Source organism: Bradyrhizobium sp. UNPF46 (genome assembly GCF_006658625.1).
Taxonomy (GTDB): Bacteria; Pseudomonadota; Alphaproteobacteria; order Rhizobiales; family Xanthobacteraceae; genus Bradyrhizobium; species Bradyrhizobium nitroreducens.
This window is the reverse complement of the sequence record NZ_LFJB01000020.1, coordinates 53,563-78,065: the sequence shown is the minus strand read 5'-3', so window position 1 is coordinate 78,065 and position 24,503 is coordinate 53,563. Positions and strand designations below refer to the sequence as shown.

At 65.5% G+C, this 24,503-nt stretch carries 29 protein-coding genes, 1 tRNA gene, 1 pseudogene and 1 riboswitch; of the genes and pseudogenes, 19 read left to right on the top strand and 12 right to left on the bottom strand.

The genetic code is table 11. The features are described 5' to 3' along the window. Window positions 1–77 precede the first annotated feature (77 nt). The 8 genes from UNPF46_RS09325 (at window position 78) to UNPF46_RS09285 (ending at window position 5,514) form a co-directional block, all read left to right on the top strand. Window positions 78–1,016 (top strand): SDR family oxidoreductase, encoded by a 939-nt coding sequence (locus UNPF46_RS09325; protein ID WP_142249810.1) that lies wholly within the window; start codon window positions 78–80, stop codon window positions 1,014–1,016. 147 nt (window positions 1,017–1,163) lie between these two features. Further along, a complete protein-coding gene (locus UNPF46_RS09315) occupies window positions 1,164–1,613 on the top strand; it encodes a DUF2948 family protein (protein WP_142249809.1) in 450 nt (149 codons plus the stop codon). Between the two features lie 145 nt (window positions 1,614–1,758). Continuing rightward, on the top strand, window positions 1,759–3,054 hold the full coding sequence (gene hisD / locus UNPF46_RS09310) for a histidinol dehydrogenase (protein ID WP_142249808.1): 1,296 nt from the start codon (window positions 1,759–1,761) through the stop codon (window positions 3,052–3,054). Then, window positions 3,051–3,548: a UPF0262 family protein gene (locus UNPF46_RS09305; protein WP_100175042.1), complete on the top strand. Its 498-nt coding sequence runs from the start codon at window positions 3,051–3,053 to the stop codon at window positions 3,546–3,548. The genes hisD and UNPF46_RS09305 overlap by 4 nt, the downstream gene beginning before the upstream one ends. Window positions 3,549–3,620: 72 nt before the next feature. Beyond that, on the top strand, window positions 3,621–4,088 hold the full coding sequence (locus UNPF46_RS09300; protein ID WP_100175043.1) for an arsenate-mycothiol transferase ArsC: 468 nt from the start codon (window positions 3,621–3,623) through the stop codon (window positions 4,086–4,088). A gap of 209 nt (window positions 4,089–4,297) precedes the next feature. Beyond that, the gene (locus tag UNPF46_RS09295) at window positions 4,298–4,927 is read left to right on the top strand and encodes a Maf-like protein (RefSeq protein ID WP_100175044.1); all 630 of its coding nucleotides are present in this window, start codon (window positions 4,298–4,300) and stop codon (window positions 4,925–4,927) included. Window positions 4,928–5,070: 143 nt separating this feature from the next. Further along, complete coding sequence (yacG, locus tag UNPF46_RS09290; protein ID WP_100180940.1) at window positions 5,071–5,253, top strand: DNA gyrase inhibitor YacG; 183 nt, start codon at window positions 5,071–5,073, stop codon at window positions 5,251–5,253. 185 nt (window positions 5,254–5,438) lie between these two features. Then, a tRNA-Phe gene (locus tag UNPF46_RS09285) sits at window positions 5,439–5,514 on the top strand. A 138-nt stretch (window positions 5,515–5,652) separates the two neighbouring features. After that, window positions 5,653–5,748: riboswitch (TPP riboswitch) on the bottom strand. A gap of 26 nt (window positions 5,749–5,774) precedes the next feature. Here UNPF46_RS09285 and UNPF46_RS09280 read toward each other — a convergent pair. Next, window positions 5,775–6,188 carry a cupin domain-containing protein gene (locus UNPF46_RS09280; protein WP_142249807.1) on the bottom strand — a complete coding sequence of 138 codons (414 nt, stop codon included), beginning with the start codon at window positions 6,186–6,188 and terminating at the stop codon, window positions 5,775–5,777. A gap of 80 nt (window positions 6,189–6,268) precedes the next feature. On the opposite strand from UNPF46_RS09280, the gene UNPF46_RS09275 reads away from it, so the two are divergent. Then, window positions 6,269–6,895, top strand: a complete 627-nt coding sequence (locus UNPF46_RS09275) for a helix-turn-helix domain-containing protein (RefSeq protein ID WP_142249806.1) — start codon at window positions 6,269–6,271, stop codon at window positions 6,893–6,895. 229 nt (window positions 6,896–7,124) lie between these two features. Here the strand turns inward: UNPF46_RS09275 and UNPF46_RS09265 are convergent, their stop codons facing one another. The 4 genes from UNPF46_RS09265 to UNPF46_RS09250 all read right to left on the bottom strand — a co-directional run bounded on the left by UNPF46_RS09265 (window position 7,125) and on the right by UNPF46_RS09250 (window position 11,825). Continuing rightward, on the bottom strand, window positions 7,125–8,252 hold the full coding sequence (locus UNPF46_RS09265) for a Bug family tripartite tricarboxylate transporter substrate binding protein (RefSeq protein ID WP_142249804.1): 1,128 nt from the start codon (window positions 8,250–8,252) through the stop codon (window positions 7,125–7,127). A gap of 251 nt (window positions 8,253–8,503) precedes the next feature. After that, the gene (locus tag UNPF46_RS09260) at window positions 8,504–9,721 is read right to left on the bottom strand and encodes an SAM-dependent methyltransferase (RefSeq protein ID WP_142249803.1); all 1,218 of its coding nucleotides are present in this window, start codon (window positions 9,719–9,721) and stop codon (window positions 8,504–8,506) included. 3 nt (window positions 9,722–9,724) lie between these two features. Continuing rightward, window positions 9,725–10,471: a DUF1365 domain-containing protein gene (locus tag UNPF46_RS09255; RefSeq protein ID WP_246668620.1), complete on the bottom strand. Its 747-nt coding sequence runs from the start codon at window positions 10,469–10,471 to the stop codon at window positions 9,725–9,727. A gap of 40 nt (window positions 10,472–10,511) precedes the next feature. Continuing rightward, window positions 10,512–11,825 carry an NAD(P)/FAD-dependent oxidoreductase gene (locus UNPF46_RS09250; protein WP_142249801.1) on the bottom strand — a complete coding sequence of 438 codons (1,314 nt, stop codon included), beginning with the start codon at window positions 11,823–11,825 and terminating at the stop codon, window positions 10,512–10,514. A gap of 167 nt (window positions 11,826–11,992) precedes the next feature. Between UNPF46_RS09250 and UNPF46_RS09245 the strand changes: the two genes are divergently transcribed. Beyond that, window positions 11,993–12,799, top strand: coding sequence for a DUF1295 domain-containing protein (locus tag UNPF46_RS09245; RefSeq protein ID WP_142249800.1), 807 nt, complete (start codon window positions 11,993–11,995; stop codon window positions 12,797–12,799). A 91-nt stretch (window positions 12,800–12,890) separates the two neighbouring features. Then, window positions 12,891–13,292 (top strand): DUF2177 family protein, encoded by a 402-nt coding sequence (locus UNPF46_RS09240; protein ID WP_142249799.1) that lies wholly within the window; start codon window positions 12,891–12,893, stop codon window positions 13,290–13,292. A gap of 28 nt (window positions 13,293–13,320) precedes the next feature. Here UNPF46_RS09240 and UNPF46_RS09235 read toward each other — a convergent pair whose 3' ends face one another. The 4 genes from UNPF46_RS09235 to UNPF46_RS09220 all read right to left on the bottom strand — a co-directional run bounded on the left by UNPF46_RS09235 (window position 13,321) and on the right by UNPF46_RS09220 (window position 15,490). Then, window positions 13,321–13,623: a hypothetical protein gene (locus UNPF46_RS09235; protein ID WP_142249798.1), complete on the bottom strand. Its 303-nt coding sequence runs from the start codon at window positions 13,621–13,623 to the stop codon at window positions 13,321–13,323. Between the two features lie 19 nt (window positions 13,624–13,642). Next, complete coding sequence (locus UNPF46_RS09230) at window positions 13,643–14,227, bottom strand: RNA polymerase sigma factor (protein ID WP_142249797.1); 585 nt, start codon at window positions 14,225–14,227, stop codon at window positions 13,643–13,645. A 79-nt stretch (window positions 14,228–14,306) separates the two neighbouring features. After that, window positions 14,307–14,948 carry a ChrR family anti-sigma-E factor gene (locus UNPF46_RS09225; protein ID WP_142249796.1) on the bottom strand — a complete coding sequence of 214 codons (642 nt, stop codon included), beginning with the start codon at window positions 14,946–14,948 and terminating at the stop codon, window positions 14,307–14,309. Next, a complete protein-coding gene (locus tag UNPF46_RS09220) occupies window positions 14,945–15,490 on the bottom strand; it encodes a sigma-70 family RNA polymerase sigma factor (protein WP_100180941.1) in 546 nt (181 codons plus the stop codon). Before UNPF46_RS09220 ends, UNPF46_RS09225 begins: the two co-directional genes overlap by 4 nt. Before the next feature lie 301 nt (window positions 15,491–15,791). Between UNPF46_RS09220 and UNPF46_RS09215 the strand changes: the two genes are divergently transcribed. From UNPF46_RS09215 to UNPF46_RS09195, 5 genes are all read left to right on the top strand, one after another. After that, window positions 15,792–16,040: a hypothetical protein gene (locus UNPF46_RS09215; protein ID WP_100175054.1), complete on the top strand. Its 249-nt coding sequence runs from the start codon at window positions 15,792–15,794 to the stop codon at window positions 16,038–16,040. Window positions 16,041–16,213: 173 nt separating this feature from the next. After that, the gene (locus UNPF46_RS09210; RefSeq protein WP_142249795.1) at window positions 16,214–16,393 is read left to right on the top strand and encodes a hypothetical protein; all 180 of its coding nucleotides are present in this window, start codon (window positions 16,214–16,216) and stop codon (window positions 16,391–16,393) included. 234 nt (window positions 16,394–16,627) lie between these two features. Then, window positions 16,628–17,302, top strand: coding sequence for an FABP family protein (locus UNPF46_RS09205; RefSeq protein ID WP_142249794.1), 675 nt, complete (start codon window positions 16,628–16,630; stop codon window positions 17,300–17,302). Window positions 17,303–17,324: 22 nt separating this feature from the next. Beyond that, window positions 17,325–18,032: a RibD family protein gene (locus UNPF46_RS09200; RefSeq protein WP_142249793.1), complete on the top strand. Its 708-nt coding sequence runs from the start codon at window positions 17,325–17,327 to the stop codon at window positions 18,030–18,032. A gap of 9 nt (window positions 18,033–18,041) precedes the next feature. Continuing rightward, on the top strand, window positions 18,042–19,313 hold the full coding sequence (locus UNPF46_RS09195) for a flavin monoamine oxidase family protein (protein WP_142249792.1): 1,272 nt from the start codon (window positions 18,042–18,044) through the stop codon (window positions 19,311–19,313). A 31-nt stretch (window positions 19,314–19,344) separates the two neighbouring features. Here UNPF46_RS09195 and UNPF46_RS09190 read toward each other — a convergent pair whose 3' ends face one another. After that, a complete protein-coding gene (locus UNPF46_RS09190) occupies window positions 19,345–19,665 on the bottom strand; it encodes a hypothetical protein (RefSeq protein ID WP_174718725.1) in 321 nt (106 codons plus the stop codon). On the opposite strand from UNPF46_RS09190, the gene UNPF46_RS37365 reads away from it, so the two are divergent. Beyond that, window positions 19,664–19,846, top strand: coding sequence for a hypothetical protein (locus UNPF46_RS37365; RefSeq protein ID WP_181769862.1), 183 nt, complete (start codon window positions 19,664–19,666; stop codon window positions 19,844–19,846). The genes UNPF46_RS09190 and UNPF46_RS37365 overlap by 2 nt on opposite strands. Here the strand turns inward: UNPF46_RS37365 and UNPF46_RS09185 are convergent. Further along, window positions 19,829–20,398, bottom strand: coding sequence for a cysteine hydrolase family protein (locus UNPF46_RS09185; protein WP_142249791.1), 570 nt, complete (start codon window positions 20,396–20,398; stop codon window positions 19,829–19,831). The genes UNPF46_RS37365 and UNPF46_RS09185 overlap by 18 nt on opposite strands. A 161-nt stretch (window positions 20,399–20,559) precedes the next feature. Beyond that, window positions 20,560–20,907 (bottom strand): DUF3088 domain-containing protein, encoded by a 348-nt coding sequence (locus UNPF46_RS09180; RefSeq protein WP_100175062.1) that lies wholly within the window; start codon window positions 20,905–20,907, stop codon window positions 20,560–20,562. A 112-nt stretch (window positions 20,908–21,019) separates the two neighbouring features. On the opposite strand from UNPF46_RS09180, the gene UNPF46_RS09175 reads away from it, so the two are divergent. Continuing rightward, window positions 21,020–22,846, top strand: a complete 1,827-nt coding sequence (locus UNPF46_RS09175; RefSeq protein WP_181769870.1) for an AMP-dependent synthetase/ligase — start codon at window positions 21,020–21,022, stop codon at window positions 22,844–22,846. A 64-nt stretch (window positions 22,847–22,910) separates the two neighbouring features. Then, window positions 22,911–24,500 (top strand): annotated as a pseudogene (locus tag UNPF46_RS09170) (oleate hydratase); the annotation flags it as partial. Window positions 24,501–24,503: the final 3 nt, after the last annotated feature.

Below are 24,503 nucleotides of genomic sequence, written 5' to 3'. Positions count from 1 at the left end.
TCACCTCTTGTAAAGTTGCACTCAGTGCACATTTAGACCCGGCGCGGGCCGCGTTCCAGCCCCGAACGGAGAATGGCATGACCGACTGGACCACGGCAGACATCCCATCCCTCAGAGGCATGACGGCCGTCGTGACCGGGGCGACGGGCGGCCTCGGTTACGAGACGGCGATGGCGCTGGCCGGCGCCGGTGCCATTGTCATACTCACCGGACGCAGCGACGCAAAGGGGCTGCGCGCGATCGAAGGCATCTGCGCGCGGCATCCGGGCGCGCTGATTGCCTACGAGCCTCTCGACCTCGCCAGCCTTGCCTCGGTCGCCGACTTCGCCCGCCGCTTTGCCGCCGGCAACGAGCAGCTCGATCTCCTCGTCAACAATGCCGGCGTGATGGCGCTGCCGAAGCGGCGAGAGACCGAGGATGGTTTCGAGATGCAGCTCGGTACCAACTATCTCGGCCACTACGTCCTGACGGCACGCCTGCTGCCGCAGCTTCGCAGGGCGACAGCGTCTCGCGTCGTCAATCTCTCCAGCCTTGCGCACCGCTCCGGCGCGGTCGATTTCGACGATCTGCAAGGCAAGCATTCCTATCGTCCGTGGCGCGCCTACAGCCAGTCCAAGCTGGCGATGCTGATGTTTTCGCTCGAATTGCAGCGTCGCAGCGATGCGGCAGGCTGGGGCGTGAGGAGCATCGCCGCCCATCCCGGCTTTGCGCGCACCGATCTCATCGCGAACGGCCCGGGCGCCAACACCTTCCAGTGGCGGGTCGGCCGGCTGCTCCAGCCGCTGTTCAGCCAGTCCGCCGCCGAAGGCGCACTGCCGACGCTGTTCGCTGCAACCTCCCCCGCGGCGGAGCCCGGCGGCTATTACGGTCCGAACGGGTTCTACGAGATGAAGGGGGCGCCGGCGGCGGCGAAGATCATGCCGCATGCGAAGGACTTGGCGGTCGCCGCCATGCTGTGGGACGTCTCGGCGACGTTGACCGGTATATCCTTCGACGAAATCGCGGCCGCGGCATGAGCCGCGTCGTCCGGGAAGGGTATCCACGGAAGGTGCTGGAGATGGCGGATATCAATAGCCTCTAGCCGGCCGGTCCGTTAGTTTGTGCGGAAATATCGCGGCCTGCGCGCGTTGAGGCCTGTCCACTCCGAAGGAGAAGCGTCGGCGATGTCGCCCCAGCTCAAACTGATCGCCCTCGACGCCGACGATCTCGCCGTGATCTCGACCCATGTCCAGGACGCCCGTGTCCAGATCTCCGACATCATCTGGCGGCAGGCCGAGAAGCGGCTTGTGGTCGGGATGAGCCGGCTGGACTGGGAGCAGACGCTGGAAGGGCAGGCCGAGCCGCGCCGGCTGGTTGCCGCGCTCCGCTTCGACCGCGTGCTCGCCTGCAAATCGCGCAACATCGACTTGGGCGCTCCCGACAAGGTCCTGGACCTCGTCGGCATCGAGTTTCACCCGCGGGACGGGCGCGAAGCGGAGCCTGGCGGCAGCGCCCTGCTCTTGTTCGCGCAAGGCGGCGCCGTCCGGCTCGACGTCGAATGCCTGGAATGCGAGCTCACCGACCTCGGGGCGGACGCGCTGGGAGCGGGCGTGGAGATCGAGGGGAAGCTGTGAGTTTGCCTGTATACCAGCCGCACCGTCCCGGGGCCTGCGCCAGGACGGCGCCTTCCGAGGGTTGACGCCGCTTCCCCGCCGCGCCATTGAGCAGGGGCCCGGTGCGCCAATCCGCCCCAAAGACCATCCAGAAGCCAAGCCAGACATGCCCGTTCGTCTCGACCGCAGCAGCGCCGATTTTGACCAGCGATTCGCGGCCTTCCTCGCCGCCAAGCGCGAGGTCTCGGCCGACGTCGAGGCCGCCGCGCGCGCGATCGTCGACGACGTGGCCAAGCGGGGCGATGCCGCGCTGCTGGAGGCCACCGCCAAGTTCGATCGCCTGAAGCTCGACGCATCCGGCCTGCGCGTGACCGCTGATGAGATCGAGGCCGCGACCAGGGCCTGCGAGCCTGCGACGCTGGATGCGCTCAAGCTCGCGCGGGACCGCATCGAGACCTATCACCGCCGGCAGCTGCCGCAGGACGAGCGCTTCACCGACCCGCTCGGCGTCGAGCTCGGCTGGCGCTATACCGCGATCGAATCCGCCGGCCTCTACGTGCCCGGCGGCACCGCGGCCTATCCGTCCTCGGTGCTGATGAACGCGGTGCCCGCCAGGGTCGCCGGCGTCTCGCGCCTCGTGATGGTGGTGCCCTCGCCCGACGGCAAGCTCAATCCGCTGGTGCTGGCGGCGGCGCATCTCGGCGGCGTCACCGAGATTTACCGCGTTGGCGGCGCGCAGGCCGTTGCCGCGCTGGCGCACGGCACCGCGACGATCGCGCCGGTCGCAAAAATCGTCGGCCCCGGCAACGCCTATGTCGCCGCCGCCAAGCGGCTGGTGTTCGGCAAGGTCGGCATCGACATGATCGCGGGTCCCTCCGAGGTGCTCGTCATCGCCGACGACACCGGCAATGCCGACTGGATTGCCGCCGACCTGCTGGCGCAGGCCGAGCACGATGCCAGCGCGCAGTCGATCCTGATCACCGACTCCGCGCGCCTCGCCGCCGACGTCGAAAAGGCCGTCGAAGCGCAGTTGAAGACGCTGCCGCGCGCCGCGATCGCCGGCCCCTCCTGGGCCGATTTCGGCGCCATCATCTTGGTGAAGAACCTGGCCGACAGCATTCCGCTTGCGGATGCGATCGCCGCCGAGCATCTCGAGATCATGACTGTGGATCCCGATGCGCTCGCCGCAAAAATCCGCAACGCCGGCGCGGTGTTCCTCGGACCGCATACGCCCGAGGCGATCGGCGATTATGTCGGCGGCTCCAACCACGTGCTGCCGACGGCGCGCTCGGCGCGATTCTCCTCGGGCCTGTCGGTGCACGACTTCATGAAGCGCACCTCGATCCTGAAATGCGGCCCGGATCAGCTGCGTGCGCTGGGCCCGGCCGCGATGACGCTCGGCAAGGCGGAGGGGCTGGACGCCCATTCGCGCTCGATTGGATTGCGCCTCAATCTGTCATGACAAAGCCGCCCGAACAGGACGACTCCAACAATCGCATCGTCGCGGTCACGCTCGACGAAGACTCGATCGGCCGTTCCGGCCCCGACATCGAGCACGAGCGTGCGATCGCGATCTACGATCTGATCGAGCAGAACCTGTTCGCGCCCGACGGCGCCGAAGGGAAGGGCCCGTTCACGCTGCATCTCGGCATCACCGGCAACCGTCTGATGTTCGACATCCGCCGCGAGGACGGCACGCCCGTCGTCGCGCATCTGTTGTCGCTGACGCCGTTCCGGCGGATCGTGAAGGACTATTTCATGATCTGCGACAGCTACTACCAGGCGATCCGCACCGCGACCCCCGACAAGATCGAGGCCATCGACATGGGCCGGCGCGGCATCCATGACGAGGGATCGCGCACGCTGCAGGAGCGGCTGAAGGGCAAGGTGCGGGTCGACTTCGAGACCTCGCGCCGGCTGTTCACGCTCATCACTGTCCTTCATTGGAAGGGTTAAACGCGCATGATCCCGAAAAGTGGGAACCGGTTTTCGGATCGGATCATGCGCAAGACCAAAAGAGCGTGAGCGATGGCTGCGCCGCCACGCGCAAGCAATCCGCAGTCCGTGCTGTTCGCCTGTGCGATGAACAGCGTGCGCTCGCCGATGGCCGAGAGCCTGCTGCAGCACATGTTTCCGCAGGGCCTCTACGTGAAATCGGCCGGCGCCAGGAAGGGCGAGCTCGATCCGTTTGCCGTTGCCGTGATGGCCGAGCTCGGCCAGGACATCTCCGCCCACAAGCCGCAGACCTTCGAGGAGCTGGAGGATTGGGAGGGGCTGAATTTCGACCTCATCATCACGCTCTCGCCCGAGGCGCATCACAAGGCGCTGGAGCTGACGCGGACGCTCGCCGCCGACGTCGAATACTGGCCGACGCAGGATCCCACCACCATCGAAGGCAGCCGTGACCAGAAGCTCGCCGCCTATCGCGAGGTCTGCGACCAGCTGATGATGCGCATCCGCCGGCGGTTTGCCAAGGTCGGTGCGGCGAGCGGTTAGTCTCGTGCCCCGGACGCAGAGCCTCTTCTCCCTCGCCCCGCGTGCGGGGAGAGGCGAAGAAGGCGTAACACCGGCGTCACAGACCGCAGGCACACGAATCTCGGCATCTCCTCGAATCACCAAACCTCGGGTTCCCGGGTTGTGAAATCAGCCCCCTTCCGATAGGTTCCGCGCGCAATTCACCCCCGCTTCATCCCCCAAATCACCTGATGCTCGGCCGCCCCAAATTCGTACTTGCCTCCGGTTCGCCGCGGCGCCTGTCGCTGCTCAACCAGGCCGGCATCGAGCCGGACGCGCTCCGGCCGGCCGACGTCGACGAGACGCCGAGGCGGGGCGAGCTGCCGCGTGCCTGCGCCAATCGGCTCGCGCGGGCCAAGGCCGATGCGGCGCTCAAATCAGTGCAGCTCGACGACGAGCTGCGCGGGGCCTTCATCCTCGCGGCCGACACGGTAGTCGCGGTCGGCCGCCGCATCCTGCCCAAGGCCAATCTGGTGGACGAGGCGGCGCAGTGCCTGCGGCTGCTGTCGGGTCGCAACCACCGCGTCTACACCGCGATCTGCCTGGTCACGCCGCGCGAGGCGTTTCGCCAGCGCCTGATCGAGACCCGCGTCCGCTTCAAGCGCCTCTCGGAGGACGACATCCAGGCCTATATCGGCTCCGGCGAATGGCGCGGCAAAGCCGGCGGCTATGCGGTGCAGGGCATCGCCGGCTCCTTCGTGGTGAAGATGGTGGGGTCCTACACCAACGTCGTCGGCCTGCCGCTCTACGAGACAACGACCCTGCTTGGCGGCGAGGGCTTTCCGATTCGCTTCGGCTGGCTCAACGCCACCACCGTCTGAGCCGAACGCCTCGGCTCGACAAAATCGCGAAAACAACCCCATGCACAGTAGAATGGCCTGACGGCGCGCATGCGCCTCCTCCCGAGGAACCCGTTTGCCGCCAGGCTCTTGAACCCCTTCACCCCGTGCACGCCGCCGACATCATGGACGACCAGGTCAAAAAGCCCGTAAGCCCGCTCAAAACCTGCCCGATCTGCGGCAAGCCGCAGTCGGAGGCGACCCGTCCGTTCTGCTCCTCGCGCTGCCGCGACGTCGATCTGAACCGCTGGCTGAAAGGCTCCTACGTCATCCCCGGCCGCGACGACGACGTGGATGATGTCGAATAGTAAATAATATCAATGGCTTGATCTATCGATCGAGCGGCCGCGCGCCGGCCGCGGCAACGCGGCCGCAGCTTGTGCACAGCCGGGCCGCGCCCGGCGAAGCCTCTTGGCGAAGCCGGGTGGACAGGCCGCCCCGAGCCCACTATAAACCGCCCGCTCGATGGGCTTTGGCCCCTCTCTTGGAGCACGCCCAGGTAGCTCAGTTGGTAGAGCATGCGACTGAAAATCGCAGTGTCGGTGGTTCGATTCCGCCCCTGGGCACCATGACTTCGACCCACCAAATGTCGGCGGTTCGATTCCCGGTCTCGATCAATCCTCGTCAGCGTTGTAGGAACGTGCGCATCCGATGAGCGCGCCGGGTCTGCCAAGCAGCGCTTTGCAAATTGGCGGAGACTTCACGCGGCGAACTCACGCCTCGCTCCCTCCGCTGGCATGACCCAGGCAGGTTCTACGGGTTTGATCTCAGTCCGACCGTCGCGGACACCCCGGCTCGGTGATAATACAAGCCCCCTGAATGAAGGCCGTCAATAAACCGTTTCCGGCTTCACCGAAGGCTCGATATCGAGGTCGATGCGAATTCCCGAGTTGTCGCTGCGCACGACGACGAAGTGCACGGGCTGATCGGGGTCGAGATTGATTTCTTGATGGGGCACGTTCGGAGCAAAATAGACAAAGTCGCCAGATCCGACTTCCGTCGTGAACTCCAACCGTTCGCCCCACCGGATTTGGCTCCGGCCTTTGCTGATATAGACCGCAACTTCATGTGCCCCGTGGTGATGAGCGCCGGTTCGCCCATTTGGCGGCAGGGTCACGGTTCCAAACCAAGTCTTTGCACCTCCCGTACCCGCAAAATCAAATGCTGTCGCTCGGCCGCTTCCCGAAATCGCCGCTGCGCGTACGACCTTCACCCCGTCATGTCGCCAATCTTGGATAGCCATGGTGGATTCCAGTTTTGTCCACGAAAACGAATGCAAGTACTCTATCGTGCACAGCTGAATTGTCCACTATAAAGGTAATAATGAGAAATTCGTCCTCTATAGATGACAAGATCTTGACTCGGATCGCTCAGGCCATTCGCAGACGGCGGGGGGAGTTGAGCCTAACGGTGCGCGCGCTCGCGAGCAGAAGCGGCGTTTCCTCATCGATGATCTCGGATGTGGAGCGCGCCGCCAAATCACCGACGATCTCGACGCTTGCTGCGCTTTCCGAGGCACTCGAGATACCGCTTTCGACGCTGGTTGAGAGCCAGGAGCCGGCCCGACTCCGCGTCGTCAAAGCCGCAGAGCGCCAGTGGCTCGTCGAGTCGGGCACCGGCGCAAAGCGCGACCGCTTTGTGCCTACTGTCGCCGGCAGCGAAGTCGAGTTCTTGCGTTATGTGGTGCCGCCAAAAACTCTGGCGGGACCATTTCCTGCTCACGCGCCGGGCACGATAGAGCACGTTTATCTGGTGGCTGGTGCGATTCGCATAACCCTCGGCAACGATGTCGCAGACCTCGAGGCAGGCGATAGCTGCTCGTGCTATGCCGACTTGCCGCACGGTTTTGACAATCGTGATGGCAAAACGCCGGCCGAGTTCATTATCGTCGTCGAACCGCCCCGTGCCTCGACGTCGGATCGGGCAAGGCGCCACGAGAGAGGCCAATGACGAAGGCCCCGTGCGCAGGCCTCCTTTCCGTGGATCGCTCACGCCACCATGCGAAGGATAAACAGCGGTTCGTCTTACCGGTGATCGCGTATGATTCCCTCCCTGGGCACCAGATTTTTGGCCTTTCAATACGAAATAGCGAACAAACCTTGCGCGGCTTCGCGATCGGCCGGCGTCACGCCGACGACGGCTCCTTCGCGTGCGCGATGTCTGCAACCTCGCGCCGGCGCTAATGCGCGGCGATGCCGGCGCTCTCGATCACCCGCTTGTAGCGTGCGGTCTCCGCGACGATGAACGGGCCCATCTCGGCCGGCCCCTTGTCGGCGATCGACACCTGGCCGTTGCTGGCGAGGTCCGCGACGATGCCGGGGTCGGCGAGCACGGCCACTAGCGCCTCCGAGAGTCTGCCCACGATTTTCGGGTCGGTCCCGGCGGGGACCGAGACCCAGGTCGAGCCGACGCTGACGGCGTCGGGATAACCGGCCTCGAGCACCGTCGGCGCGTCGGGCAGCGCGGCCAGCCGCGCCGTGCCGGTGGTGCCGAGCACCTTGACCTTGCCGGTGTCGATCAGCGGCCTGAGCACGGCGAGGTAGTCGAAGGAGACGTCCAGGATGCCCGACATCATGTCGGTCATCTGGCTCGAGCCCGACTTGTAGGGTACGTGGGTCAGCTTGATGCCGGCGGCCGCCTGGAACATCTCGCCGGCAAGGTGCTGGGCGGTGCCCGGGCCGGGAGAGCCGAAATTGACCTTGCCCGGGTGAGCCTTCGCGTAGGCGACGAACTCGGCCAGCGTGCTGTAGGGCGCTGCTGCGGTCGCGACGAGGATCTGGTTGGCCGAGCTCACGCCGCGGATATGGACGTAGCTCTTGAGCGGGTCGTAGTTGAGCTTCGTCATTCCCAGATTCGGCTGGATCGTCATCGGTCCGCCGGAGGCGTAGAGCACGGTGTAGCCGTCCGCTTGCGCCCGGGCCACGAACTCCGTCCCGATGGTCCCGCCGGCGCCGGGTCGGTTCTCCACCACCACGGGCTGCCCAAGCCGCGTCCGCAGCAGCTCCGCGATCTTGCGCGAGACGAGGTCGGTGACGCCGCCGGCCCCGAACGGCACCACCCAGGTGATCGCGCGGTTCGGCCAGGATTCCGCGGCCGTCTGGGCCCCCGCGGCGCCCGCCTGGAGTGTCAGCATCGTCGCGAGGACGAGACACAGGAGCGTCGGCGTCAACGGCGATCGGGGGCGACCGCTCAGGTCGTTGCGCGCGCCAAATCCCGCGGCCGGGCCTTGCGCACCGCCGGCCACCACCTGCCGCGAGGATCGATGATGGCCGCGATGCCGCGACGGGACGACGAGCCCGAATTCCATGGATGCAGTCCCCCCTCGTTGCAGCGTGGCCGTTCATGGCCATGTTGACCGAAGGCTACAGACTCGAGTCTCTTGCAACCATTGGCGCAGTCCGAGCATCTCTTTTGCAGAATATGAAAAGATCGATCGCGCACCATTTGCCGAGGCCAGCACGTCGATGACGACGGGTATTGCCCGGGACGCCATTTCCCTGAGCCCACGGCAGATGACGATGACCCGCAGCCTTGCAGCCAGCGGTGCTGCATGGCCGGTTACCCCCGCCGCGCAAACACCAACTGCCCGACGTCGATCTTCCCGGCCCTGAACCCGGCCTCGCAGTAGCACAGATAATATTCCCACAGGCGGCGGAAGGCCTCGTCGAACCCGAGCGAGGTCAGGTCGGTCCAGGCGCGGCTGAAATTGTCGCGCCAGAGTGAGAGCGTCTTGGCGTAGTCCTGCCCGAAGACGCGCTCGCGAATGACGGGCATCTCGAAGCGCTCGCCGAGCGCGCGCAGGATGTTCGTTGACGGCAGCATGCCGCCCGGAAAGATGTATCTCTGGATGAAATCGACACGCTGCCGATAGCTGCCGAAGAGCTCGTCGCGGACCGTGATGGCCTGGATGCCGGCGAGGCCGCCGGGCTTCAGCCGCTGATTCAGCTGGTTGAAATAGGCTGGCCAGAACTGCTCGCCGACGGCCTCGATCATCTCGATGGAGGCGATGCGGTCGAAGCGACCATCCTGGTCGCGATAATCCTGCAAGCGGACCTCGACCTTCTCGGCCAGCCCGGCCTCGAAGATCCGCCGCCGGGCGAAGTCATGCTGCTCCTTGCTGATGGTGAGCGCGAGGACGTTGGCGCCATGAGTCTTGGCAGCGAATTCGGCGAAGCCGCCCCAGCCGCAGCCGATCTCGAGCACGCTCTGGCCGGGCTGCAATTCGATGGCCTTGGCCAGCTGCTCGTATTTGTGCTGTTGCGCGGCGGGAAGGTCGGCCGTGCCAGCCGAGAACAGAGCCGACGAGTAGGTCATGCTGGAATCGAGCCACGCCGCGAAGAACTCGTTGCCTAGGTCGTAATGCTTGTGGATGTTATGCCGCGATCCCTGCCTGGTGTTGCGGCGCAGGCGATGCAGCGCCTGCCGGCACAGGCGGACCAGCATGTTTCCGGCAAAGGCGCTGTCGACCAGATCTTCGTTGAGACAGAAGACGTAGAGAAGCTGGGCGAGATCGGGCGTGGTCCAGTCGCCGCGAATGTAGGCCTCGGCCATGCCGATATCGCCGCCGATGACGAGGCTGCGCGCGAACCTGTAATTGTTGAGCTCGATCGTGGCGGACGGACCCGGGAGCTGGCCGCGCAACGTGACCATTCGCTGGTCGGGAAGGCGCACGTGAACGGTGCCGCGCCGAAGCTGCGATGCGAGGCGCAGCGCCAGTCGGGCGAAGAACGGGACGTCGTCAAATCGAACGGCTTGATGCGTGGCTGCGAGGTCCATGGTCTAGATCTCACGTTGTTTCAAACGAGGCACGTAGGGAACACCTTTGAGCCAGAGCCGCATAGCTTGCCAGTGAATGGCTGCGATCACCTTGAATGTCAGGAAGGGCAGGCCGACGAGCGCAGCCGACAGGGATCGGCCGGTCAGGGCACGGCGTCGCCCGCAGAGGGCCGCCGCAAACATCGGGCCTTGCGCGCCGCTCTGCAGAATTCTGACTTTCACATCCTGCTCGGGCGAAGACACGCTGAAGCGATAATGCGTCTCCATCGCCATGAAGGGCGAGACGTAGAATGCCTTCGCCTGGCGTTGTCGGATGGTGCCGTCCGCGGCGCCCTGCACCGGCAGGACGTAGGAATGCATCTCGCCGAAGGTGTTGCGGACCTCGTAGATCAACAGGGCGGGATCGCCGGACGCGCCGTAGCAGAAATAGATCGACAGCGGGTTGAACACGTAGCCGAGGATCCTGGGATAGCAGAGCAGGAGCACGCGGCCTCCGGAGAGGTCGATGCCGCGTGCCGCGGCAAGGCGTCGGGCGTATTGGCTGAGGCCGCCCTTGCCGTCACCGTGATCGCGCTCGTGGAAGCTGAAGGGCGCGGCGCGATTGATGCCGAACAACCGGGATTGGCGATCCGCCTCATCGAGCCGGTCGAGGTCGATCAACAGGTTCATCACGCGGTAGGTGAACCTGTGCTGCACGGGCCGCCATCGCGCGTGCATCACCTTCCCCCAATAGAGCGCGGCGGGCGCCATCGCATCCTCCGCTCTGGCTGGTTTGGTTTGGACCATCGCCCTACTCGGCGGCCTCGGCCAGCAGCGGATCCGGCTGACGCCACGGAGTCTCGCTGCCGAGTGCCTCGGCAACGGAAATGCCGGCCTGCAATCCATCCTCGTGAAAGCCATAGCCGGTCCAGGCGCCGCAGAACCAGGTTCGACGACGTCCCTGGATTGCGGGGAGCCGTCGTTGCGCCGCGAACGCCGCCAGGTCGTATTGCGGGTGGGCGAAGCTGAATTTTCCAAACGTCAGGTCGGCTGCCGGCTCGAAAGGAGGGTTGAGGCTGACGAACAGCGGCTTGCGGTCATCTATGCCTTGCAGCCGGTTCATCCAATAGGTCACCGCGACGTCATTCTGGGCGGGCGTTTGCCGCGGCCATCGCAGGAAGTTCCAGGATGCCCAGGCCTGACGCCGCCGGGGCATGAGACTGCGATCGCGGTGCAGATATATGGTGTTCGGGGCATATCTGATCGCCCCGAGAATGGAACGCTCCTGCGCGTCGGCATCCGACAACGCTGCCAGGGCCTGATCGCTGTGACAAGCCATCACCACGGCGTCGTAAGTCTCCACGCCGCCCTGACTGTCACGGACGGTCACGCCATGCCCGGTGCGGTCGATCGATGTCACCGCGCAGCCAAGCCGCATGTTGTGCTTGAACGAAGCGGTCAGCTTGTCGACATAGCGCCGGCTGCCACCCTCCACGGTCCGCCAGCGCGGCCGATCGAGGTGGAGGAGCCGGTGGTTGTCGAAGAAAGCGACGAAGTTCTCCGCCGGAAAGGACAGGATGTCATCCGATGAGGACGACCAGATGGCTGCCCCCATCGGGCCGAGATAGTCGGAGAACAGCCGCGGCCCGAATGATTCTCGGCGCAGATACTCGCCGAGCGTCAGGTCGCGCAGCCGGCCGGCACGCAGATCGGCTACGGCCTGCCTGTTGAACCTTGCGACTTCCGCCAGCATGCGAAAGTAGGACGGCGATGCGAGATTGCGCGGTTGCGCGAACAGGCCGCAGGCGGTCTGAAAGGCGGTTTCGCCGCCACCGCGCCATTCGAACCGGCCGTGATCGGCAGACAAGGCGAAGCTCATGCACGTCTCGACCGTCTTCACGCCCAGATGCGTGAACAACGACGTCAGTTGCGGATAGTTCGTCTCGTTGAACACGATGAAGCCGACATCGACGTCGATGGGGTCGCCGTCATAGTCGATCCGAACGGTGTGGCTATGACCGCCCGGCTGCAGCTCACGCTCGTAAACGGTGACGGCGTAACGTTTCGACAGGAGCCATGCGGCAGCATTGCCGGCAATTCCCGTCCCGATCACGGCCAAACGCATCCTCTTTCGCCCCCATTGCGGTACCGTCAGCGGCGGTTCCTGAAGCAATCGTGAGGAAACGCCGGGCGAGATGGCCTGGATCACCTGTCGTCGTCGGAAACCCGCTGCCGAGGGCGAAACTATGGCCCGGCCGTGACGTATCGACAGAGGTCAATTCGGGTGGAGACATGATCCTGCTGTACCTTCAGGCGATAGGCTGCATTGCACTGACCCTCTGCCTTCTGATGGCACTGGCCTGGGTCGTTCAGCAGCGCACGGGCAATTCCGGCTGGGTCGATGCCATCTGGTCCTACGCGACCGGCCTCGTCGGCGCGGCGGCGGCCTTGTGGCCGCTCGACGAGGGGACACCGGCCCGCCGGGTGCTCGTCGCGGGGCTTGTGCTGCTGTGGTCGGTGCGGCTCGGGTCGCACATTGCGCGCCGCTCCGCGGCCGGGATCGACGATCCCAGATATGCGAACTATGCGCGCCAATGGGAAGCTGACGCCGCGCGCCGGATGTTCCTGTTCCTGCAGTCACAGGCGCTGGTCTCGGTGCCGCTGCCGTTCGCCGTCTTCCTCGCCGCGCACGCGCCGGAGCCCGGATTGCGACTGCAGGACTATGCCGGGATCGTCATCGTCTTGGCGGCCGTCGCCGGCGAGGCGCTGGCGGACCGGCAATTGCGGCACTTCAAGCGCGATCCGTCCAACGCCGGCCTTGTCTGCGATGCCGGCCTTTGGCGCTGGTCGCGTCATCCGAACTATTTCTTCGAATGGCTGGGATGGCTGGCTTACCCAGTCATCGCGTTGTCGTCGGGCTATGCGTGGGGCTGGGCCAGCCTGGCGGCTCCGGCGATCATGTACTGGATCCTGGTCCACGTGACGGGAATACCGCCGCTCGAGGAACAGATGCTGCAGTCGCGTGGTGACCGGTATCGCCAGTATCAGGCCCGGACCAGCGCATTCTTTCCATGGCCGCCGCGACGGGCACTGCGATGAGTGTCCGATGTGATCCGCCACGGCTTCCGGATCGTTAATCTGGCGGCGTTTCGACAAGCCGGCCGGATACAGCGCGACGGGAAACACGAATATGAGCCTTTTCTTGATCTATCTCGCGGTGGCCGTGACCTTCGTCGCTGTCGACATGGTCTGGCTGACGATGATGGTCGACAAGCTCTATCGGCCGGTGCTGGGCGATATGTTGCGGGATCAGCCCAATTTGCCGGCCGCGGCGGCGTTCTATCTGTTGTATCCCGTCGGCTTGATCTGGTTTGCCGTGCTGCCTGCGCAGCAGGACGGCGGCGCGATGCGTGCGTTCACGTCGGGCTTGATGCTGGGCTGCTTCACCTATGCGACCTATGATCTGACCAATCAGGCGACGCTGCGCAACTGGTCGACCGGATTGACCCTTGCGGACGTTTGCTGGGGATCGTTCCTCGCCGGCATCAGTGCCTGGATCGGATTTCTTGTCGCCCAAAAGCTGGCGCACTGAGCCGGCGCGACCATGCGGGCCGATCACGTCAGGTGGATGTCCCGCCTCCGAGCCGATCGAACGCTGCTCTCGTCTCCGCGATCTGGTCGGACAAGCGTTTGAAGGCAATCCGGGCCTGCAGCTTCGACTCCTCGTCGAGCATGAGGCTTGCGAGATCGACCAGTTGATCGCCCATGCGCTCCATGATGGAGAGCAGCCGGTCGATGCCGGCTTGAGGCTCGTCGGCGACGAGGCGTTCAACCTCTCTCACAATGGCTTCGAGCCTTGCGGTCGAGGAGACCAACCGGTGGTCGCGCCCGCGCTCGGGAAATTCGATGATCTCTGCGTCCATGCGCGCGTTCTCGCCGGCTTCAGGCCGCGGCCGATGCGGCAAGGCAATCCTTGCGCATCGCCACGATGGTTCGGTGCAGCCAGGTCTTGATAGTGCCGACCGGCACACCGAAGCGCCGGGACAGGCTCGCGCGGCTCTCGCCTTCGAGATAGGCCAGAGCGACCAGCCTGCGGCGGTCTTCCGGCAAGCGATCCAACGCGCCGCGGGCAATGGGTTCTGCGCTGGCGTAATCGAAATCCTCGGCGGGTGACGGCCCTGCTGCCGTCGGGACCAGCAGCGCCTTGTCGAGCTCGACACTGGGCCGGCGCCTGGTCCTGAGATGATCGATCGCGGTGCGCCGGACGATCGCGGACATCCAGGCCGTCGCAGGGGCCCGTGCGGAATCGAACCGGGCCGCATTGCGCCAGATCTTCAAGAAGCTGTCCTGGAGGATGTCATCGACATCGTGCGGCGAGGCGCCGACGGCCAGCGCGATCCGGCGCAGCCTGCCGCGTGTCAGCGTATGGAGCTCGGCGAAGGCTCGTGTCTCGCCTGCGGAGACGCGTGCCAGAAGCTCCGGCAATCTCTCGCTTCCTGCCTGACCTGGCGGGCTAGAACAGGCCATGTCCTGTCTCCGTTGCGTTTCTCAGAAAACGCTCCGGACGTGCGCGCGGATCACCCGGCGTGAGGAAGGCGAAGCAGAATCAGAGCCGGACGAACGGCCCGATCAGTCGGCCGAGGAAACCGTTCATGCGCAGGTCGCCGGTCATGGCGACCAGACAGACGCATGGGCCTTCCTCGCCAACGATCGGGCGATGATCGACCTCGTCGTCGCCGTAATCGAAATCCCCTGGACCGAAGCGTCCGCCCTCATGGCTGAAGCTGCCCTCGAGCACGAGCGTCAGCTCGGTGCCGGTATGCGTGTGCTCGAGCATGCGCGAGCCCGGTGCTGACCGCAGCAGGAAAGCGCGCGCCTGGCCCGAACCGGAAAGCTCGATCGGTCGCAGGCTGAGACCCGGCGCGACACGCCGGCGCTTGCCGATGCGATATCTTCGCAGTGCAGGCGGAAGATCAGGGTCCGTGGTGGACGCAGGGGGAGGGGCCGCCGTCTCTTGCGGAGACTCGTGGATTGCCGACATCACGCGGTCGAACGCATCGGGTGCGATCGGCGCCGGCTCGACATCCTCCAGCGCTGCTCCCGCGAGGTGCTCGACGGCCTGCACGAAGCGGGCGCACCGCGCGCAGCCGGCCACGTGCACGCCTACGACCAGTTGGTGGGCCTCTTCCAGCTTGCCGGCCGCGAAATCGGCCAGAAGATCTTCCGGCGGATGATGGCTGATCGTCATGCGTCTTCGTCCAAAATGTCTCGCAACCGGTTCATCGCCAGCCTGATCCGTGACTTGACCGTGCCGAGCGGAATCCCGAGCGCGCTGGCGATCTCCGGATGCGCCCTTTCCTCGATGAACGACATCCTCACCACCATGGATTGCTCTGCCGAGAGTTGCTTGATGGCCGAGGAGATCCTTGCCGCGTCCTGTCCGCGCGAGATCAGGACGTCGACCGCCTCGGCTTGATCCGGCTCGTCAGGCAGCTCGGAACCGGCCTGCAGGCGGTCTGCCCGTGCCCTGCGGCGGAACGAGTCGATCCGCAGATTGCGCGCGATCGTAAATATCCAGGCTGGCGCGCCCGCTGTCCCAGGATCGAACTGGTGGGCCTTCCGCCACACGGCGATCATGGTATTCTGGGCGATCTCTTCCGCCTCGTCCGGGCTGCACCCGGCCTTGAGCATCAGCCCCTTGATGCGGGGCGCGAAATGCTCAAATAGCCGCTTGAAAGCCTCCCGGTCTCCGTCGGAGGCGACGCGTCCGATCAAATCAGCCCAGTCCACCTTTGCCTTCGGCCCTTTGCTCGCACCAATCGACAGCCGCGCTGCCACCCTCCGGGGTAAAGCAGCCTCAGCCCGGATTGGCATCTCTAAAGCCCGGATAGCAGCGATCATAGCGCCTCGACAAGCGACCTCTCCGGGTGAAAACGACCGAGGCCGGCCGCCGGATCACTGCGGAACGTCCATTTGTTCCGTGTTCCCCGACCGTCTGCCGCGGGCGCGGGTTAGCCTTGGCACCCTGCTTGCTCAGTCTTGACCAAAGTCAGGCCTCGATGGAGAGGCCCGTTTCAGGTTGAGGCAAGCGATGCAAGAAGTGTCCCGTTCTGGTACTGCCGGCGAACATCGGCTCGATGCGCTGATCGCCGATTTGTGGTGGCGCGTTCGGCTCTTGAATACCGACATTCTCGAAGAGGAAGCCAAGTCGGGGGTGTTCGACGTGCACCAGCCGACCTATCCGCTGCTCGCGCAAAACCTGCGCGCGCGACGCGACAATCTGGTCTCCACGATCGGCGTGCTCGAGCAACGCGCGAAATCGGTGTCGGAAGCGGCTTGAGAGCGGTCTCCGGCACCACCGGAAGCGTCAGCGACTTCGCCAGCCTGACCAAAGCAGGATGGCGTGGCGCAGCGAGCTTCGGCGCGTGATCGGCAACACATATCATTCCAGCTGGTCGATCTAGCTTTGCCGTCGGTGGTTCGCAGTGATCCACCAGGCAAAGGACAAGACTCATGCGCAATACCATCCTCGTGGCTCTCGCAGCGATCACCCTGGCAAGCGCGGTGGCGCCCGCGAGCGCGCTGACAATCGTGCGCGATCATCGCGATCCGCCCATCGTGCGCGACCATCGCAACCAGACCATCGTCAGGGATCACCGCAATCAACCCGAGGTGCGCGATCATCGCCACTGAACGTGCCGGCGGCGGAGCCGAATCGAACAGGTTCGGCTCCGGTTCGCCTGAGGCAGGTGATCCCGCTTATCCCCTGCGGATGTTACCGCGACACGCAATGCACGATCTTCCCTAAAAGCCCGACAATCGCTCCGCGCACGACGCCGATGTCCATTCGCAATTGTGAGGCCTGAGCACGCGCAAGATTCGCTGCTCCATGCTATGGCTGTTCCCGCAACTTGCTGCGAGGACGCCATGCTGCCCATTCCCGCCGACATCTTCACCGAACCCGAGGACGTCTCGCCCGATGGCCTTGCCAATCTCGGTCCGCTGCGCCGTCTCGCAGGCCGTTGGCAGGCGGACAAGGGCATCGACATCAATCCGAAGGCGGAGGGGCCGGAACGGCGGACCTTCATCGAGCGCATCCGCATGGACCCGATCGATCCGCAGGCCAACGGGCCGCAGCTGTTCTACGGACTGCGCTATCACATCCACATCAACACGCCCGAGGAAGACATCACCTTTCACGATCAGGTCGGCTATTGGCTATGGGAGCCTGCGACCGGGCTGATCATGCAGACGCTGGCGATACCGCGCGGGCAGGTGCTGCTGGCCTCGGGCAAGGCCGCATCCGACGACAAGACGATCTCCGTCACCGCCAAGCGCGGCGACACCGCTTACGGCATCTGCTCGACCGATTTTCTGGAACAGGCCTTCCGCACCGACTCCTACCGCTGCGATATCACCTTCAACGACGACGGCAGCTGGACCTATCTGATCCAGACTGCGTTGTTCGTGCGCGGCGCGCCGTTCAACCATCGCGACACCAACACGCTGCAGCTCGTCGCGCCGCCGACGTCCAATCCGCTTGCGGTGATCGTCGCCGATCGCGCCAAGGGCGACGAGATGAGCAAGGGGCCGGCAGTGTGAAGCGCGGCGTTCGGAGACTAGCATGAAGCCCCATGTCATCTGTCTGATGCACTCCAGCCTCGACGGCCGCACCCACCCCAGCCGCTGGCGTCCCAAGGGGGCGGGGACGGACTGGTTCGAGAAGATCCATGACGAACTCGGCGGCGATGCCTGGGTGATCGGCCGTGTCACCGGCTCGGAGTTCGCCAAGGGTCAGCCCTATCCCGCGACGGACGTGAAGCTGCCGCGTGAAAATTGGTTCGCGCGGCGCGATGCGAAGACCTATGGCGTCGTGCTCGACGCGCAGGGCAAGATCGGCTGGGGCCGCTCGGACATCGGCGGCGATCCCGTCGTCGTCGTGCTCACTGACAGCGTGCCAGATGCGCATCTTGCAGGGCTCCGGGGCGAGGGCGTGTCCTACATCTTTGCCGGCAAGTCCGAGATCGACCTCGCGCTGACGGTGGACATCCTCAACCGCGAGCTCGGTGTGAAGCGCCTCCTGGTGGAGGGCGGCGGCGTCGCCAATGGCGCGTTCCTGCGCGCCGGTCTCATCGACGAGTTCAACCTGATTCTCAGCCCTGCGATCGACGGCGCAACGGGCGCGCCCTTCGTGTTCTCGTCGACCGACGCGGACAGCGACAAGCGCGCGCCGATTGCGGCGATGACGCTGGAGAGCACGCGCGAGCTCGGCGGCGGTGTCCTGCTGCTGCGCTATCTCATCAGGAACGATCCGCAAGCCGCGAGCCGGTGAAGCGCCGGCATGTCGGTTTCCCCGGAGCATATCGTCATCGTCGGTGCCGGCGCGGCCGGCCTGATGGCGGCGCGCGAGCTGGCACTTGCTGGCCGGAGAGTTACGGTCCTGGAGGCGCGCACGCGCTGTGGCGGCCGTATCCACCCGCTGCCGGTTGAAGAGTTCGGCTATCCCGCCGCGGGCGGCGCCGAATTCGTCCATGGCGAGGCGCCGGTCACGCGCGGATTGCTGCGCGAGGCCGGACTGTCGCTTCAGGAGATCGAAGGCGAGCAGTGGAGCTTCGACGGGACGGGGCTCTCGCGCGAAGAGCGCGACGATCCCCACGAGGCCAAGCTTCAAGCCTTGCTGCGGAATTTGAAGGACGATCTCCCCGTCGCCGAATTCCTGCGCCGGCATTTTGCCGGTGAGGACTATGCGCCGATGCGCCATTCGATCGAGCGCATGGTCGAGGGCTATGACGCGGCGGACCCCGAGCGCGCCTCGACGCTGGCGCTGGCCGAGGAATGGATGGAAGGCGGGCACGCGCCGCAGGCGCGCATCGATGGCGGCTATGGCGCGCTGATCGATTTTCTGGCCGCCGACTGCCGCCGGCGGGGCGTGACCATTCATCTCGGCTGCATGGTGACGGGGGTCGAGGAGCACGGCCACATGCCGGCCGTTCGCTGCACCGGCGGTGACGTGCATGGCTGCGACCGCGTGATCCTCACCGTGCCGCTGCCGCTGCTGCGCGAGATCGCTCTGCCGGCGAGCGCGCGCGCCAAGCTTGCCGCTGCCGACGATATCGGCTTCGGCAATGTCATCAAGATCCTGCTGCGCTTCGCGAAGCCATGGTGGCGCGAGCGGCAACAGGATCTCGCGGGCATGACCTTCCTGCTGTCCGATCAGAGGATCCCGGTGTGGTGGACGCAATATCCGCGCGAGCATGCCGTGCTCACAGGCTGGTTCGGTGGCCCTGGTACGGTGGAGCTAAATAGCCTCGATCGGCAGGGATTGATCGAGGCCGGGCTCGGCTCGCTCGCCGCGGTCTTCGGCCTGTCGCATGGAGATGTCGCGCGCCAGCTCGTGGCGGCCGAGGCGATCAATTGGGCGCACGATCCCTTTGCCCGCGGCGCCTATTCGTGGGCGACGCCGCGGACGCGTGCGGCGCAGGCGGTTCTCGCGCGGGCCGATGGGATGGTGCTGTACTCGGGCGAAGCGCTCTATCGCGGCCCCGACATCGGCACGGTGGAAGCGGCATTGGCCAGCGGCCGGGAGACGGCCGCGATGACCCTCCGGGAATGAAAGAGGCCCGCATCTCTGCGGGCCTCATGTCTCACCAGCGTCCGCCGCCGAAGCTGAAGGTCACGCCGGGGCCACCGCCGTAATATCCGTACGGGCCGCCGCCGTAATAGCCGTGATGCCGCGGGTAATAGCCGTAGTTGCGGTAGTGCGGACGGTAGTAGCCGTGATGGTGGTGACGAGGACGCCAGTGATGATGACGGTGTCCATGATGGTGCCGGTGCTGCGCGCTGATGTCGGTCGATTGGCCCGCTGGCGCGTTCTGCTTCGCGCTTGAACTGCCGGCCGCGTTTGCCGCCGATCCGCCGGCGAGCGCCGCGGCTCCGACCGCCATCGCGACAATGAGATACTTCATGTCATCACTCCAGTTGAATGTCGTGGGACAACACATGGGCGTCGGCAGCGTTCCGGCCAGTGCGGGCGTCGAAACGACGCAGCGCGCGGCGTACGATTCGCGGCAAATGATGCCGCGTCGTGAGGTCTATTGTCGCATCACCGGTGTGATTGCATTGCCGCCATCACTTGGCCGCGAATGACGCGATCACCTCGCCGGCGGTAACGATGCGCGCGAACTCGCCGTTGAGATTCGACAGCGTCATCGCATGGATCTCCTCGGCCGAGTGCTTGTCGCCGTCGGGGCCGATGCGCTCGAACGTCCATGTCGCATCGCGTACGAGGCGCGCGTCGAAGCCGAGATTGCCGGCCATCCGCGTCGTCGTCTCCACGCAATGATTGGTGGTGGCGCCGCAGATCACGACCGTGCCGATGTTGCCTGCGCGCAGGCGCTCCTCGAGGTCGGTGCCGATGAAGGCGCTGTTGACGCGCTTGACGATCACCGTCTCGCCCGGCTGCTCACGCGCCTCGTCCTTGACGGCATAGCCGGGACGCGATGGCAGGAACGATGAATTCGGCTTGGTGCCTTCATGGCGAATATGAAAGATCGGCGCGCCGCGCGTCCTGAACGCCTGCAGCAGATCGGCGATCCGCGCCACCGCATCGGGATTGTTGCGCCGCTTTCCCGCCGCCTCCCATTCGTCGAACGCGCGTTGGACGTCGATGACGATGAGGGCGGGAAGAGGAGTGGTCATGGAGGGCTTTCGCTTGGTCTGTTGGGCCGACTATGCGGAGCAGTCGGCAAAGCGCAATGCCGATCTTCCCTCGTTTTGCGACCTGTCGCCCGGATGAGCGGAGCGATATCCGGGACGATTGCCCCGCATGTCGCTGCGCTCATGCGGGCTCCGAGCCTCTCTCACGGGTGCGGATCGGGAAAGCCGTGGCGTTCGGAGAGTGCGGCGAGGATCGCGTCCTTGTCGGCGACGAAGGCGCGGCCCTCGTGGCTGCCGGTCTGGTGCGGCGATGTCGCTCCCTCCGCCAGCACCAGCAGCGGCAGCGATTGGTTCTGTTCACCGACCAGCGGGATCACCGGCTGCCGCGGGCGCGGCCACGGGATGCGCTCGACGTCGAGCCTTGCGGCGAGCTGAGGAAACGAGGCCAGCACGCCCTCGATCAGTGCGCAATGCCAGCAATAGAACAGGCGCCCCGGAAAGGCCGGGTCCTCGAAACCCGGGCGCAGCAGAAACAGGCGGTCGCGCGTCATGGGTCGCTCCAAAGCATGGCCACCTTGCTGAGGATCAAAGCGGCGGGAACTGGCCGGCCTAGTGTCGACGCCCCACATGAGTGGGGAATCGATCGAGTTGCGAAAGGACGCCATGCCGGAGCCGATCAGTCAACCGGACCCGCTTGCCGAGGTGAGGACGTTGCCGGAATTGCTGCGCTGGCGCGTCAACGCGACGCCGGCGGCAGAGGCTTACCGGCATTACGACGCGGGTGCAGAGCGCTGGGTCGGCCAGTCCTGGCGGGAGATCGATGCCGAATTCGAGCTGTGGCGGCGGGCGCTGGCCGCGGAGAACTTCGCGCCCGGCGAGCGCGTCGCAATCCTGATGCCGAACGGCATCGCGCATATCGCGATGGACCAGGCGGCGCTGTCGCGCGGCCTCGTCCCGGTGCCGATGCACGCCGTCGACAACCCCGACAGCATCGCCTACGTCCTCGTCGATTCCGGTGCGCTGCTCTTGTTCGTCGACACGCTGGAGCGCTGGCAGGCGATCGTGGCGACCGGCCAGCCGCTCGACCATCTCAAGCGTGTCGTCTGCGCGGATGCGGGCGGGCTCATCACGCCGGATGCGCGCATCGTCGGGCTCGACCATTGGCTCGCGCAGGCCCCCGGCGCGAGCGCGCCGCTGCCTGATGTCGCGATCGAGCCGGACGATCTCGCCGCCATCGTCTACACCTCGGGCACCACCGGACGGCCGAAGGGCGTGATGCTGTCGCACGGCAACGTCGTCGCGAATGTGAAGGCGATCGCGCACCGCATCGCCGCCGCACCGCACGACGTCTTCCTGTCCTTCCTGCCGCTCTCGCACACCTTCGAGCGCACCGGCGGCTATTACTATCCGATCGCGGCCGGGGCCTGCGTCGCCTATGCCCGCTCGGTGCCGCAGCTCTCGGAGGACCTGAAGCATGTGCGGCCGACGGTGCTGGTCTCGGTGCCCAGGATCTATGAGCGCATCTACGCGCTGATCATGCAGCACCGCGCATCGGCCGGATTTGTCGAGCGCGCGCTGCTCGACCTCACGATCGCCGTCGGCGGGCGCCGTTTCGATGCGCGGCAGCGGCATGGCGCGCCGTCGCTGCCCGACCGGCTGGTCTGGCCGATCCTCGAGCGCCTCGTCGCGGACAAGGTGCTGGCGCAGCTCGGCGGCCGCCTGCGTGTTGCGGTGTCCGGCGGCGCGCCGATCGCCGAGCCGGTCATCCGGCTGTTCCTCGCGCTCGGGCTCGACGTCCTCCAGGGCTATGGGATGACGGAGACCTCGCCGGTGGTCTCGGTCAACACCGTCGACGACAACGATCCGCACTCGGTCGGCCACGTCCTCGACGGCGTCGAGGTCAGGCTGGGCGACAACGACGAATTGCTGGTGCGCGGTCCCAGCGTGATGATCGGCTACTGGCACAAGCCGGACGAGACGCGCCGCGTCAAGGACGCCGACGGCTGGCTGCACACCGGCGACCAGGCCCGCATCGAGGACGGGCGGATCACCATCACCGGCCGCATCAAGGACATCCTGGTCACCTCGACCGGCGAGAAGATCGCGCCGGTGGATATTGAGACCGCGATCCTCGCCGATCCCCTGTTCGAGCAGGCGCTGGTGGTCGGCGAGCAGCGGCCGTTCCTCTCCGCGCTGGTCGTGCTCAATGCCAAGGCCTGGGTCGAGGAGAAGGAAAGGCTGGCTGCGCGCGGCCAGCAAGGCGGCGCTGCGGAGCGGGCCGCGCTGCTGGCGCGAATTGCGGCGGCCGTGAAGGCCTATCCGTCCTACGCGACACCGCGCGCGGTGTGGTGGACGCTGGATCCGTGGACCATTGCCGCGGGCCTGCTCACGCCGACGCTGAAGAACAAGCGGCCCGCGCTCGAACGCCGCTTCGCGGACGAGATCGAGCACGTCTATGCGAAGAAGCCTGCGGCGATAACGCCGACGTGATTTCGCCTTGGGTCGCGCTTGATCCAGCGCAACTTGGGTCACGGCCTCGCGATGCAATGTCGCCCGTGAATTCGAACGGCAATCGAGGCAAGTCATGAAGGCGTATTTCATCGGTGGTGGCATCGGATCGCTGGCGGGCGCGGCGTTCCTGGTTCGCGATGCGCAACTGCCGGGGCGTGACATCGTGATCTACGAGGCGCAGCCGCTGGTCGGCGGCAGCCTCGACGGCGCACTGCTCGCGAACGGAGCCTATTCACTGCGCGGCGGGCGGATGTTGACCACCGACCACTACGAATGCACCTGGGATCTGCTCTCCAGCATTCCCTCGCTCGAACGTCCGGGCCTCAGCGTCCGCGACGAAACCATCGCGTTCAACGCAGAAAACCCCGCGCACTCCAAGGCGCGGCTGGTCGATCGCAACCGCTTCAAGGTCGACGTCTCGCATATGGGTTTTTCCGCGCGTGACCGGCTCGAACTGCTGAAGCTCACTGAGGGCTCGGAGGAGACGCTCGGCAATAGCCGCATCACCGACTGGCTGTCGCCGAAATTCTTCGAGTCCAATTTCTGGTACATGTGGCAGACCACCTTCGCCTTCCAGCCCTGGCACAGCGCGGTCGAGCTGAAGCGTTATCTGCACCGCTTCATGAGCGAATTTCCGCGCATCGAGACTCTCGCCGGGGTCAAGCGCACCGTCTACAATCAGTATGACGCGATCGTGCAGCCGCTCACCGACTGGCTGAAGCGGCAGGGCGTACAGTTCGTGCGCGGCACGCGCGTCACCGACATGGCGCTCGAGAGCGAGGAGGGACGGGTGCGGGTGCGCCAGCTCGTGCTCGACCGCGACGGCCGCACGGCCAATGTCCGGCTCGAGGACGGCGACCTCGTGTTCTTCCAGAACGGCTCGATGACCGACGCCTCGAGCCTGGGCTCGATGACCGAGCCGCCGCCGCGCCTGACCAAAAAGGACAGTCAGGGCTGGACGTTGTGGGAGACGATCGCGCAAGGACGTCCAGAATTCGGCAATCCCGCCGCCTTCAACTCATCGATCCCCGAATCCTATTGGCTCTCCTTCACCGTCACCTGCCGCGATCCGCTGTTCTTCGACCGGATGGAGGCGTTCTCCGGCAACAGGGCCGGCACCGGCGGGCTGGTCACGTTCAAGGATTCCAACTGGCTGATGTCGGTCGTGCTCTATCACCAGCCGCATTTCGCCGGACAGCCGAAGAACGTGCAGGTGTTCTGGGGCTATGCGCTGCATCCCGACCGCGTCGGCAATTTCGTCGCCAAGCCGATGTCCGATTGCGGCGGCGCCGATATCCTGAAGGAGCTGTGCGGACATTTGAACTTCGATCCCGCGGTGTTCGCGGACGCGATCTGCGTTCCCTGCCGCATGCCCTACATCACCAGCATGTTCATGCCGCGCAATTTGACTGATCGGCCACTGCCGGTGCCGAAGAACTCGGTGAATCTCGCCTTCGTCAGCCAGTTCGTCGAGATCCCCGACGACGTGGTGTTCACCGTCGAATATTCGGTGCGGGCGGCGCAGATGGCGGTCTATCAGCTGATGAAGATCGATCGCCCGGTGCCGCCGATCACGCGGCATGACAAGTCGCTCGCGGTGATCTTCGCGACTCTGGAGAAGGCGTTCGCGTGACGG

Excerpts from the sequence above, each read along its gene's own strand:
- UNPF46_RS09325 (WP_142249810.1), top strand. The coding sequence starts at position 78 with ATGACCGACTGGACCACGGCAGACATCCCATCCCTCAGAGGCATGACG.
- UNPF46_RS09315 (WP_142249809.1), top strand. The coding sequence starts at position 1,164 with ATGTCGCCCCAGCTCAAACTGATCGCCCTCGACGCCGACGATCTCGCC.
- hisD (WP_142249808.1), top strand. The coding sequence starts at position 1,759 with ATGCCCGTTCGTCTCGACCGCAGCAGCGCCGATTTTGACCAGCGATTC.
- UNPF46_RS09305 (WP_100175042.1), top strand. The coding sequence starts at position 3,051 with ATGACAAAGCCGCCCGAACAGGACGACTCCAACAATCGCATCGTCGCG.
- UNPF46_RS09300 (WP_100175043.1), top strand. The coding sequence starts at position 3,621 with ATGGCTGCGCCGCCACGCGCAAGCAATCCGCAGTCCGTGCTGTTCGCC.
- UNPF46_RS09295 (WP_100175044.1), top strand. The coding sequence starts at position 4,298 with ATGCTCGGCCGCCCCAAATTCGTACTTGCCTCCGGTTCGCCGCGGCGC.
- yacG (WP_100180940.1), top strand. The coding sequence starts at position 5,071 with ATGGACGACCAGGTCAAAAAGCCCGTAAGCCCGCTCAAAACCTGCCCG.
- UNPF46_RS09280 (WP_142249807.1), bottom strand. The coding sequence starts at position 6,188 with ATGGCTATCCAAGATTGGCGACATGACGGGGTGAAGGTCGTACGCGCA.
- UNPF46_RS09275 (WP_142249806.1), top strand. The coding sequence starts at position 6,269 with ATGAGAAATTCGTCCTCTATAGATGACAAGATCTTGACTCGGATCGCT.
- UNPF46_RS09265 (WP_142249804.1), bottom strand. The coding sequence starts at position 8,252 with ATGGAATTCGGGCTCGTCGTCCCGTCGCGGCATCGCGGCCATCATCGA.
- UNPF46_RS09260 (WP_142249803.1), bottom strand. The coding sequence starts at position 9,721 with ATGGACCTCGCAGCCACGCATCAAGCCGTTCGATTTGACGACGTCCCG.
- UNPF46_RS09255 (WP_246668620.1), bottom strand. The coding sequence starts at position 10,471 with ATGGCGCCCGCCGCGCTCTATTGGGGGAAGGTGATGCACGCGCGATGG.
- UNPF46_RS09250 (WP_142249801.1), bottom strand. The coding sequence starts at position 11,825 with ATGCGTTTGGCCGTGATCGGGACGGGAATTGCCGGCAATGCTGCCGCA.
- UNPF46_RS09245 (WP_142249800.1), top strand. The coding sequence starts at position 11,993 with ATGATCCTGCTGTACCTTCAGGCGATAGGCTGCATTGCACTGACCCTC.
- UNPF46_RS09240 (WP_142249799.1), top strand. The coding sequence starts at position 12,891 with ATGAGCCTTTTCTTGATCTATCTCGCGGTGGCCGTGACCTTCGTCGCT.
- UNPF46_RS09235 (WP_142249798.1), bottom strand. The coding sequence starts at position 13,623 with ATGGACGCAGAGATCATCGAATTTCCCGAGCGCGGGCGCGACCACCGG.
- UNPF46_RS09230 (WP_142249797.1), bottom strand. The coding sequence starts at position 14,227 with ATGGCCTGTTCTAGCCCGCCAGGTCAGGCAGGAAGCGAGAGATTGCCG.
- UNPF46_RS09225 (WP_142249796.1), bottom strand. The coding sequence starts at position 14,948 with ATGACGATCAGCCATCATCCGCCGGAAGATCTTCTGGCCGATTTCGCG.
- UNPF46_RS09215 (WP_100175054.1), top strand. The coding sequence starts at position 15,792 with ATGCAAGAAGTGTCCCGTTCTGGTACTGCCGGCGAACATCGGCTCGAT.
- UNPF46_RS09210 (WP_142249795.1), top strand. The coding sequence starts at position 16,214 with ATGCGCAATACCATCCTCGTGGCTCTCGCAGCGATCACCCTGGCAAGC.
- UNPF46_RS09205 (WP_142249794.1), top strand. The coding sequence starts at position 16,628 with ATGCTGCCCATTCCCGCCGACATCTTCACCGAACCCGAGGACGTCTCG.
- UNPF46_RS09200 (WP_142249793.1), top strand. The coding sequence starts at position 17,325 with ATGAAGCCCCATGTCATCTGTCTGATGCACTCCAGCCTCGACGGCCGC.
- UNPF46_RS09195 (WP_142249792.1), top strand. The coding sequence starts at position 18,042 with ATGTCGGTTTCCCCGGAGCATATCGTCATCGTCGGTGCCGGCGCGGCC.
- UNPF46_RS37365 (WP_181769862.1), top strand. The coding sequence starts at position 19,664 with ATGTCATCACTCCAGTTGAATGTCGTGGGACAACACATGGGCGTCGGC.
- UNPF46_RS09190 (WP_174718725.1), bottom strand. The coding sequence starts at position 19,665 with ATGAAGTATCTCATTGTCGCGATGGCGGTCGGAGCCGCGGCGCTCGCC.
- UNPF46_RS09185 (WP_142249791.1), bottom strand. The coding sequence starts at position 20,398 with ATGACCACTCCTCTTCCCGCCCTCATCGTCATCGACGTCCAACGCGCG.
- UNPF46_RS09180 (WP_100175062.1), bottom strand. The coding sequence starts at position 20,907 with ATGACGCGCGACCGCCTGTTTCTGCTGCGCCCGGGTTTCGAGGACCCG.
- UNPF46_RS09175 (WP_181769870.1), top strand. The coding sequence starts at position 21,020 with ATGCCGGAGCCGATCAGTCAACCGGACCCGCTTGCCGAGGTGAGGACG.